This is a genomic window from Liquorilactobacillus capillatus DSM 19910, from assembly GCF_001434915.1.
GTDB classification, from domain to species: Bacteria; Bacillota; Bacilli; order Lactobacillales; family Lactobacillaceae; genus Liquorilactobacillus; species Liquorilactobacillus capillatus.
Window position 1 is genome coordinate 13217 of record NZ_AZEF01000021.1, and the last position, 11121, is coordinate 24337.

Annotated in this window: 11 protein-coding genes; 1 reads left to right on the forward strand and 10 read right to left on the reverse strand. The window is 38.4% G+C overall.

Annotated elements, in window-relative coordinates:
* Positions 1-15: 15 nt before the first annotated feature.
* Positions 16-1383, reverse strand: a complete 1368-nt coding sequence (locus tag FC81_RS04975; RefSeq protein WP_057743704.1) for an FAD-dependent oxidoreductase — start codon at positions 1381-1383, stop codon at positions 16-18.
* A gap of 307 nt (positions 1384-1690) precedes the next feature.
* Positions 1691-2086: a Fur family transcriptional regulator gene (locus tag FC81_RS04980; protein WP_057743707.1), complete on the reverse strand. Its 396-nt coding sequence runs from the start codon at positions 2084-2086 to the stop codon at positions 1691-1693.
* A gap of 163 nt (positions 2087-2249) precedes the next feature.
* Here FC81_RS04980 and FC81_RS04985 point away from each other — a divergent pair, with 163 nt between their 5' ends.
* A complete protein-coding gene (locus FC81_RS04985) occupies positions 2250-2636 on the forward strand; it encodes a hypothetical protein (RefSeq protein ID WP_057743709.1) in 387 nt (128 codons plus the stop codon).
* A 139-nt stretch (positions 2637-2775) separates the two neighbouring features.
* On the opposite strand, the gene FC81_RS04990 is transcribed toward FC81_RS04985, so the two are convergent.
* From FC81_RS04990 to pxpB, 8 genes are all read right to left on the reverse strand, one after another.
* On the reverse strand, positions 2776-4167 hold the full coding sequence (locus FC81_RS04990; RefSeq protein WP_057743711.1) for an aspartate ammonia-lyase: 1392 nt from the start codon (positions 4165-4167) through the stop codon (positions 2776-2778).
* Positions 4168-4508: 341 nt separating this feature from the next.
* The gene (locus tag FC81_RS04995) at positions 4509-5747 is read right to left on the reverse strand and encodes an NRAMP family divalent metal transporter (protein WP_057743714.1); all 1239 of its coding nucleotides are present in this window, start codon (positions 5745-5747) and stop codon (positions 4509-4511) included.
* A 24-nt stretch (positions 5748-5771) separates the two neighbouring features.
* A complete protein-coding gene (locus tag FC81_RS05000; RefSeq protein ID WP_057743717.1) occupies positions 5772-6521 on the reverse strand; it encodes a LamB/YcsF family protein in 750 nt (249 codons plus the stop codon).
* Between the two features lie 23 nt (positions 6522-6544).
* Positions 6545-7336, reverse strand: coding sequence for a putative hydro-lyase (locus FC81_RS05005; protein WP_057743720.1), 792 nt, complete (start codon positions 7334-7336; stop codon positions 6545-6547).
* 18 nt (positions 7337-7354) lie between these two features.
* Complete coding sequence (gene accC, locus FC81_RS05010; protein ID WP_057743723.1) at positions 7355-8674, reverse strand: acetyl-CoA carboxylase biotin carboxylase subunit; 1320 nt, start codon at positions 8672-8674, stop codon at positions 7355-7357.
* Positions 8675-8684: 10 nt separating this feature from the next.
* Positions 8685-9113 carry an acetyl-CoA carboxylase biotin carboxyl carrier protein gene (locus FC81_RS05015; protein ID WP_057743725.1) on the reverse strand — a complete coding sequence of 143 codons (429 nt, stop codon included), beginning with the start codon at positions 9111-9113 and terminating at the stop codon, positions 8685-8687.
* A gap of 15 nt (positions 9114-9128) precedes the next feature.
* Positions 9129-10154: a 5-oxoprolinase subunit C family protein gene (locus FC81_RS05020; protein ID WP_057743728.1), complete on the reverse strand. Its 1026-nt coding sequence runs from the start codon at positions 10152-10154 to the stop codon at positions 9129-9131.
* A 17-nt stretch (positions 10155-10171) separates the two neighbouring features.
* The gene (pxpB, locus tag FC81_RS05025) at positions 10172-10891 is read right to left on the reverse strand and encodes a 5-oxoprolinase subunit PxpB (protein ID WP_057743731.1); all 720 of its coding nucleotides are present in this window, start codon (positions 10889-10891) and stop codon (positions 10172-10174) included.
* Positions 10892-11121: the final 230 nt, after the last annotated feature.

Consider the following 11121-nt stretch of genomic DNA (forward strand, 5'->3'; position numbering starts at 1 on the left):
TATTTCGATATAATATTATTTTTCTTTTTTTTTGAGCTGGATCGCTGCCTTTTGTGCAGCAATATTAATAATATTCCATGGTCTGTCAAACCCTGGTTGGAAGAAGAAATCCGCGTAGGCTAAGTCTGTTACTTTTAGCTTCTGCTGAATTGCCAACGAGATAACATTGATATTAGCAGTCACATCTCGTTTAGATAAAATCTGCGCACCCAAGACACGCCCATCAGATGGTGCGTAAGTTAATTTGAACCAGACCTCAGCATTACCATCTTCTAAAGAAACAAAAGGAGGTTGCACGGTATCTTTGACTAAGACTGATTTTGTTTCAACACCAAGTTTGACACTTGTTCCAGTCTTAACACCCGTTGAAGCAAAATGGTACCGGAAAACAGATAGCGCTGATGAACCAGAAACAGTTGTCATTGGTTGAGCAGCTCCAAAGATATTTTTAGCAGCTATTCGCCCTTGACGGCGTGCATTAGTGGCTAGAGCTATTCGGTTATTTTGAGCAGTTGGTGCAAAAGGAACTAGTGTCGCGTCACCAACAGCGTAGATATCCTTATCAGATGTCTGCAAATAGTCATCGATTTTAATTAGACCGTGATCATCCAATTCGATAACATCTTTCAAAAAAGCCGTATTGGCCTTTATTCCTGCCGCCTGAATTACAAGATCTGCCGGATACTCCCCTTGGTCAGTAACAACGCTTTTAACCTTACCGTTTTGACCTACAAATCGTTTGACTGTTTGACCTGTAGCTGGATAAATATTGTTTTTTATCATCTCACTAGTTAAGAGCTCCGTGAATTCTTTATCTAAATACAAGTCCAATACTCGAGGCAAAACATCGATCAACGTAACTTTTTTACCGGCTTTTGCAAAAACTTCAGCAGCTTCGACCCCAATATAACCTGCACCGATAACGACAACATCCTTAACTTCTGGAGCAACAGTCTTAGCTTTAAGCTTAATTGCCCAGTCACGCCCACGCATTCCATAGACATTCTGTAAATCATGGCCTTCAACTGGTAAAGACGCTGGGAGTGCCCCAACACTCAAAACAAGTTTATCGTAATCTTCATCCCGTTCAGTACCAGCTGCATGATCGATAACATGAACTGTGTGTGCTGCTGGATCAACTTTAGTAATTTCTTGTTTAACGAAAACATGAACCCCGGCTGATCGCATTCCCGCAGGTGTTGCATAACTGACAGAATTAACGTCCTTAACAACGCCCTCCAGGTACAACTGCATTCCGCAAGAAAGAAAAGATAAAAAGTCTCCCTTTTCATACCATTGAATTTCAGTTTCTGGATGTTCAGCTAAAATTCCGCGAACGGTTTCAAAACCTCCGTGAGAAGATCCAACTACAATTACCTTCATATAAATAACCTCCTACCCTTCTATTCATCGTTCAATCTGATGTTAACATTTTAGAATATAGGTTAAAAGAAATTAGAACTGCAAGTAGAATTGGTTACTTTGTACACATCTACTTGCATTCGCAGCAGTTATGTTTTGAACTTATTTTACTGCTTCAAAAAAGCTGGATCAAAAATTAATTTCTGACCCAGCTTTCTTATCAAGCGTCTATATCGTGTTCCATAAACTTAATCATTAGGATCAACTTTATGATCGACTTAGAACACCCTGTATTTACTTAAGAGCAAGTCCCTCTTTGAGAGAAACTCTAAAAAGAGACCTTGCTCTTTTCGTTATGAAGCTGACATCTTCTGCAAATACCATAGATCACAATATCATGAGCTAATGCTTTAAAATCTGTCTGCCCAATAGCGATTGGAATGATTTCTTCAATTACGTGATTGATCGGGAACATTTTAAAGCAGCTGGTACAGATCATGAAATGCTGGTGTTCTTCTTTTTTTACATAGTAGTAAGCCGTATTTTTCATTAATGTCCTTGCTAAGAGCCCTAATTGTGCCAAGCGATCAACATTACGGTAAACAGTTGACAGATTCATCTTACCGTCGCCAATTTGGTTATAAATCATCTCAACGCTGAATGCATGTTCAGGGTTGGCAGCAAAATAATCACTAATTGCTTTTCGTTGTTTAGTTAAACGCATTATTAACCCCTTTTTTATTTATTATAAGTTAATTGCAAACTATTTGCAATTAACGATTGACAATAAACAATACCTCAACTATACTGTATTTATCTTATTGCAAATCATTTGCAATAAATTTAGGGGCTTTAATAAATCTAATACTTGAAATGAGGTTGTTAATATGCAAATTATCTATCCTCCCCTAGTTGAACAGGGTTTTGACTTTTTTAGACAAGAAAATCCTGCACTTACAAAAGCCGAAGTTTATAAAACATTAGTTGAAAATAAAATTCTAGACGAGACTGGTGCACCGACAAGCTTAGCGCTTGATCTCGGTTGGGTAAAGGAATTCACTGAAGATCAGGACTTAGATTTTACAGATTTTCTAGAAATATATCCTATTTTTGAGCATTACGACAGTACCCACTTCAAAAAAATTGAAGGTTTCTGGGAAGTTGACCGTGCTTTACGGCATAAAATAAAAGAACAATTAGATGCTGGCTTTTTCGATAGTGATGAAGAAGAACAACTTGAAGCCTTTTTTAATGCTCGGAAAGAAATTTATTAATTTTTGATCTATTACGTTATTTAAATCATTACTCAATATAAAGACCGTCCCAGTTCAGTTATTAAAAAGTTAAACTAAGAGTATTAACTTTTTAAAGCTCCTCAAAGCCGACGGTCTTTTTTTCTTCAGTTATTTAAATTTATACAAGATTACCTATTTTTTCTGAGCTATGTTGATGAATTAATTTTTCTTTTGAGAAAAGCTCTTTAATTTTACATTGGCTCAACAACTTGTTGGCTTTCAAAATTTCCTTAACTGAAATATTTTTAGCAATAGCCTCCTTAACTAGTCTAGTCGTTTTTTCATATCCTAAGTAAGGTGTCAGAACAGTTGCTGCTGCAATTGAATTTTCAATATCAGCAGCACATTTTTCCTCATTTGCTTTAAGTCCATTTAAACAGTTGCTCGTTAATGTTTTAATAGCTCCTGTTAGATGCTCTTCGCTTTCCAAAAGCCGTTTAAATATTATGGGTTCAAATGCATTGAGCTCTAATTGGCCTGCTTCCGCTGCAAGCGTGACCGTAACATCATTTCCCATCACTTCAAATGCAACCTGATTAACAACCTCTGGAATAACAGGGTTGATCTTACCTGGCATAATTGAAGAACCAGCTTGCTTCTTAGGTAAACTAATTTCATTAAAACCTGCTCTGGGTCCGCTAGCAAGCATCCGTAAATCATTACTTGTTTTTGATAGATCAACCGCGAGACTCTTTAGTGCCCCTGAAAATTCAACAAAGACATCACAGTTTTGTGTCGCATCGATTAGGTCAGGTGCGAGTTGCAGTTGTAGATCTGTTTCACGATTTAATAAGGGAACTATTTTTTGCTGATAAAGTTCACTTGCGTTTATTCCTGTCCCAATAGCTGTTCCACCAAGGTTTACATAGTTAAGTCCCTGGGCTGCGTGCTCTATTCTTTTAAGATCACGTTTAAATAACGCATAATATGCGTGGAAAGAACGACCTAAAGTTGTTGGAACCGCATCTTGTAATTGAGTTCTAGCAACCTTAAGAGTGTTACTAAACTCGAATGCTTTTTTCAACATCACTTCTATCATGTCCGTTAATGCTGACAGAAGCCCTGGAAGTAGCTTCAGCATTGCCATTTTACCAGCCGTTGGAAAAGTATCGTTGGTTGACTGCGCCTGGTTAACATCATCATTGGGATGTATCAGTTGTTTATGTGTCCTTTGATTCGCAAGATGCGCAATTACTTCATTAACACTCATATTAGAAGATGTACCAGCGCCACCTTGAATGGCTGGAACAATAAATGCTTCTGCGTTTTTTCCCTGCAACAATTCATAACAAGCTTCATTGATCGCTCTGGCTTTGACCGCTGATAAGGTTCCTGCAGCATAATTAGCCTGAGATGCAGCTTTCTTTATCTGGAGCAAGCTTTCTATAATTAATGTGTGTACCCTTTCAGCTGAAATAGGAAAGTTACTCACCGCTCTTTTACTGTGAATACCGTACAATACATTATCTTCAAGTTCTAACTTGCCAATACAGTCCTCTTCAATTCTCATTCTTTCAAACTCCCTCTGTGTTAGAATAACTATCATTGCCTTTAACTTATGTCCAAATATAAACTAAATAAAAGGTAAGTCAACGGATGTAGACCAATTAGAAGGAATATATAGTTACTGGGGTCTGGGACTAATGTTATCTAAAGAATAATTATATTATGTTTTCAGAAAAAGAAGTTATATTTTGTGGTTTAACTGCATTTAAGGACTCTATACATTACCTAGTTCCTTTATTTCATATACTATTCAGCTACCTCCAACCTATTTTTTAAAGTAGACCAGTTAAACTATAAAAAGCAAGTAATCTTATAACCTCAGATTACCTGCTTTTTTTATGTTACTTACAATAAACCAGCTATCGTCTTAAAACTAGCATACGCCATAAATAAGACAACGATCCATCCTGAATAGGTTAGCCATTTAGGATGCTTATAACTGCCGATTATTCGTTGGCTTTTACTTGCCAATAACAAAATGGTTAATGAGATCGGTAAGACAAAACCGTTAGCAGCACCCACAAATACTAGTACTTTTGCTGGATTACCCACAAAATAAAAAATCAATGTTGAAATTAAAATAAAACCAATAACAAGGTGTTTACGGTATTTCTCATAGGAATTAACTCCTTTACCCTTAACTGCATAATCCAAAAAAGAAGTTGAGGTAAAGGTGGAACCTAAGATCGAGGTCATCCCAGCTGTAAAAAGAAGAATTCCAAAGAACTTATAGCCGAAGTTTCCTGCCGCATATTTAAAAATAGACGCCGCTGGATTTGCTGGATCCAATTTGTAACCAGCAATAACTACTGACAGACCCGCTAAAAAGAGTAAAACACGTATTATAGAGGCGATTCCAATTCCTGTTAGAGCTCCTTCATTAACATACTTAATGTTTTCTTTTCCACGAACTCCACCTTCAATCAAACGATGACCACCAGAAAATGAGATATAACCACCGACAGTCCCACCAACAATCGTTACGATTGAATAAAAGTCGATCTTTGTTGGTGCAAAGGTGTGTTGAAGAGCTGTTTCATAAGGTACAGACATTACAAAAATAATATACACAAGGATAGCAACTTTAACAAATGCCAAAACCTGAACTGTTCGATCCATCACTACTAAAGCATTCTTGACAATAAAAATAATTAGGGCTAATGCTGCAGCAATAACTGCTCCATTTTCCGGTGAGATACCGAAAAGAACATTGAGCCCTAATCCGGCACCACCAACATTACCGATATTAAAGAAAAGGCCGCCAATTGCGACTAATGCCGATAAAACATAGCCCAATCCTGGGAAAACTTCATTTGCAATTGCTTGTGCTTTACGACCGCTGATGACGATTATACGCCAGACATTCATTTGGACAATAATATCAAAGATAATACAGATTAAGATTGCAAAACCAAAATTAGCGCCCATCTGTCCCGTAAAGGTTGCTGTTTGTGTGAGAAATCCTGGTCCTACAGCAGCCATAGCCATTAAAAAAGCTGCTCCCATAGCGGTACTACGCGGTGATCGACTCTTCTTAATTTTTATTTCTGAAGTGAGAGTGTTTTTCTTAGGCTGTTTAACCATCATTTTTCCTTCTTTCGTTTTAACTTACCATGTTTTAACCTGGATACCTTCTTTATTCAAAGCTGTTCGTAATTCTTTGACAATCGCCAATGCAGCTTGATTATCTCCATGAACACAAACCGAGTCAGGGGTCAGCGCCACTCTTTGACCATTAAGTGCTGTCACTGCCTGTTCTTCAACCATTTTAATAACACGTTGGGCGATCAATGTTGGATCAGTAATAACTGCATACGGCTTTGTCCGTGCTACAAGTGTCCCGTTAGGTTCATAATTACGATCGCCAAAAACCTCTTGCACATAAGGAAGACCAACTTCTTGAGCTGCACTAATCAATTCACTACCCGCTAATCCATACAGGGGTAGCTCCGAGTCAACACTTTTAATGCCGCGACAGATGGCTAATGCTAGGGCGTGATCCTGTGCTGCCGCGTTATAGAGTGCTCCGTGAGGTTTGACGTGATGCAATCTTTTTTCTTTAGTGAATGCTTCAAGTGCACCCACTTGATAAGTAATCATATGCTGCACCTCAGCTAGAGACATGTTCATTCGTCGCCTACCAAATCCTTGCAAGTCAGCATAACCCGGATGAGCTCCAATGCCTATCCCAGCTTTTTCAGCCTTTTGAACTGTTTTTGCCATTACATCAGGATCCCCCGCGTGAAAACCACAGGCAATATTGACGGAGGAGACGAGGTCAATAATTTCTGCGTCATTACCCAAGCTATATTGGCCAAAACTCTCACCTAGATCACTATTCAAATCAACTCTTAACACGATACCCTCTCCATTCATATAAATTAATACTTAAGTTCACTATTCTTGATATCAGTAACAAGCATATGTCCTGGTGCATGTGTAATCACAAAATCTGTTTTAATCTGCATAATGACATTTTGAGGTGTTACCCCACAAGGCCAAAAGACTGGTACTTCACCCGGCTTAATGGCAACCGCCTCACCATAATCTGGCTTTTGTAGATTCTTTATACCAATCCGTTCTGGGTTGCCAATTTGAATTGGAGCACCATGAACCCTAGGCATTGCAGCCGTTACCTTAACAGCTTTAATAACCTGCTCTTCTGGAATAGGACGCATGCTAACAACCATATTTCCATGAAAGATGCCAGCTTCTTTCAGCGGAATGTTTGTATTAAACATTGGGACATTAGTGTGTTGCGTAATATTACGAACCTCGATTCCAGCTGTTATTAACTCTGCCTCAAAGGAAAAACTGCATCCCAGTAAAAAACTAATTAAATCTTTACGCCAAAAATCAGCGATACTCGTCGTCTCCTCTGCAACTTCACCCTTACGATAAATACGATACTTAGGGAAATCATTTGCCAAATCGACATCTGTTCCAAAATCTTTTAACTTACGACTGCCTACATCACTAACTTCCAAAACAGGACATGGCGCTGGATTACGTTGCGTAAACAGCAAAAAGTCATAAGCAAGTTCTCGTGGTATGATGACTAGATTAGCTTGTGTATAACCAGCAGCAAGTCCACTTGTTTGCCCGGAATAATCACCTTTACGGATCAGATGCCTTAGCTCAAGTGGTGTATAATCCTTTAATGCTTTTGGCATTTTCTTCATCCTCTCTTCTTAAATTCCTTTTGTTAGTTTTTCCAACCAGTTAACATCAATTTTATTGGCAAGATAGAGTGGTTCTTCTAATAATTGCGCTAAAAAATCAAGATTAGTTTGAATACCACTGATAACCGTTTCATCCAATGCTGTTTTCATTAACGCGATTGCATTTTGCCGATTATGACCATAGACAATAATTTTAGCAATCATCGCATCATAATTTGGTGGCACTTGATAACCTTGGTATAAGGCAGTATCGACTCGCACACCATAACCACTGGGTAAGTGAAGTGCTGTTATTTTTCCAGCACCTCTTGCATTAACGCGGCATTCTAGCGCAAACCCTCGACTTTGAATATCTATTTGCTGCATCGCTAACTTTTCTCCTAAGGCTATTCTCAGTTGTAGCTCTACGAGATTGGTATCAGTAACCAACTCAGTTATCGGATGTTCTACCTGAATACGTGTATTCATCTCCATAAAATAAAACTTACCTGGGCTATCTAAAAGGAACTCCATCGTCCCTGCACCTTCATAGTTAATTTCTTTAGCGGCTTTAACTGAAACTTCCAACATTTTTTGCTTAGTTGCATCATCAACTATTAGTGCCGGTGCCTCTTCCATTACCTTTTGGTGATTAAGCTGCATTGTACAATCACGTTCTCTCAAACCGATAACATTACCAAACTGGTCAGCCATCAACTGAATCTCAATATGTCGGGGATGCCGTAAATACTTTTCAAGATACATCTCATTATTACTAAAGGCGTGTTGCGCTTCTTGCTGAGCGAGCGTAAATTCCTGCGTGAACTCCTCTTTTTTATTAATAACCCGCATCCCTTTACCACCGCCACCCGCACTTGCTTTTAACATTACTGGAAATCCAATTTTAGCAGCATAGTTTAAGCCATCCTCTACAGTTACAAAACCTTTTGGGCTACCAGGAACAATAGGGACTCCCGCTTCCTTCATTGTCTGACGTGCAGTTGCTTTTTCACCCATGATAGCTATTACTTGAGAACTCGGACCAATAAATTTAAGACCGTTTTGTTCGCACTTATTCGCGAAATCTGCATTTTCAGATAAAAAACCGTATCCTGGATGGACTAGATCGGCTTTTGTCATTTTAGCTGCTTCAATAAGGTTATCCTGGTTTAAATAACTTTTAACTGGTGTAGGTGGACCGATACAAACAGCTTCATCTGCCAGTTGGACATGCAGTGCTTCTCTATCTGCGGTTGAATAAACTGCCACTGTTGCTAGCCCTAAAGTATGACATGCACGAATTATCCGGACTGCGATTTCACCCCTATTAGCAATTAATACTTTGCTCACCGTTATCACCTCATTCTTCCAATTCAAAAAGCGGCTGGTCATATTCAACAACTGTTTCATCTGCGACTAGAACTTTTTTAATAGTTCCAGTAGTCGTTGCTGTTACTTCATTCATCATTTTCATTGCTTCAATAAGTGCAAGTGTCTGCCCCTTTTGGACATGGTCACCCACTTGGACAAATACCGGTTTTCTTGGTTCAGGTGCAAGATACACCGTTCCAACCAACGGAGCATTTATAATTGTTTCAGTTTTAAGAGATACTGTTGTTTGAGAACTAGTCGGTTTAGAAGAAACGGGTTCAACTGGTTTGATCCCTAATGTAGTCGTATCTGACTGTCTTTCTAAAATAATTCGAAGATCTTTTTCTGCTAGTTCTAATTTTCCGAGATTAGATTGACCAAATAATTTAATCAGACTCTCTAATTTTGTAATCTCCATCAGATATACCTCCCGCTATTTTTCCTTATTCAATAAATATTCTATCTTTTGTGCTGTCTTACGTGCTGGTCCTAATGGATACTGATAACGTTTTTGTTTTAAAAACTGTTTGAACTCTTTTAAGCGCGCATACTGACCGCGTACTGCTGTCACCGCTTCATCTAGGGAAATAAGTTTAAAATACATTTCCTTTTTGCTATCAAGTTGTACAAATTTTCCAAGATCAGCCATGATAACCGTTGCTATTACCGGATATCCACCAGTTGTTTGTCTATCAGCCAAAAGTACAATTGGCAGCCCTTCACGTGTAATTTGAATGTTACCTAGAATCGTTCCTTCTGAAAGCATATTATTTCTGGGCACGGGAAGCTTGGGACCTTGCAAGCGGTATCCCATCCGGTCAGCTTGCTGTGAGATAGAAAAATGACCTTCTAGAAACAGTTTCTGGGCATCCGGACTGAAGGCACCCCATTGTGGTCCTTTTAAGACCCTGATCATAACTTGCTCTTGTTTGACCACTTCTTTTTCAGAAGTAAACTCGCGAAAATACAGACTAGGTAACACCAAACATTCATGTACGGGAAGATGATCACCCTCACGTAAGATCCGGCCCGCTAAACCACCTAACTTAAGTCTCGTAGTTGTGGAACGACTTGCTAAAACTGGTGTTGTTAAAAGACCGCCGCCGGCAACTGCTAGATAGCCATATCGACCCGAAATCATCGCTTCAAATGAAAGAGTTTGCCCTTTTTGAACTTTATAAACCTTATTTAACATTAACGGCTGTCCGTCTAATACTGGTTGTGACTTACTTCCTGTAATTGCAATAAAAGTCGTACATAGAAATCTAAGCTTAGGTCCACGAAAGCAAAATTCCAGTGCAGCAGCTTTTTCGTCATTATCAACTAACAGGTTAGCAAGGCAATAAGCCAGCATATCAACTGCCCCTGAGACAGGAACACCTTCTGCTTGGTAATGTGGTCTACCAAGATCTTGAATTGTTGTTGCTAGACCTGCATCTAATATCTCTATTGTCTTCACAAAAATCGTCTCCCTGCCTAATTTAATTCCTTTAACTCATACATTCCCGCAGCAGCAAGTTTTTGAATATAGTAATAATCCGTTTTTGAAATAGCTTTAAACTTGATATACTCTCCAGCATAATATTGCGGTTCAGGATGTTTGGGATCATATAATCTTACAGGCGTTCGACCTAACAACCGCCATCCCCCAGGTGCTTCAATAGGATACATTCCAGTTTGTTTTCCCGCTACAGCAACACTACCCGCAGGAACTTTGGCACGCGGATTCTTTAGCCGCGGCATCGCAATTGGGTCTGCTACAGATCCCATATATGCAAAACCTGGCATAAAACCCATCATGTAAATAAGATAAGGACTGCTTGTATGCATTTGGATCAACTCGTCAAAAGTAATACAGCCATGTTCAATTACTGCCTTTAAATCTAGTCCAAACTCTTCGTCATAACAAACCGGAACCTCGATGATACGCCGTCTTTCTGCACTTGTAAGTAATGAGTGGTTTTTGATGATCTGTGTAATTTTAGTGGTCAACTTCAAAAAATCTGTTTGAAAAATATCAAAGTTAATTGTTAATGTGTGGTAAGCAGGAATAACTGCGATAATACCTAACTCAGTTTTTATTAAAACATCTGCTAACGAATGAATTAAACGATTTTCACGTGCATCAATTACTTCGTCAAAAACAATGTTTAACGACTGTTCACCGACTGGTACAAATTGATAGTTATAACCCAACTTTATTCACCCCTTATCATAGAAAATTAAAACTAGATTAAAATATAATATTCATATTCTACACGTAAAAATAAAGTGTTGTCTACACTGTGAAAAAATTATCTTGTTTTTTGTACTTTCTAGTGAGCGTTTACTTGACGCTACTTTAGCTGTTTATTTTGTTTTGCTTATTTTTAAGACTACTTTTATTTCTTTTCAAATTAAATATCCCCTTTTTGGTTATTTTTAAA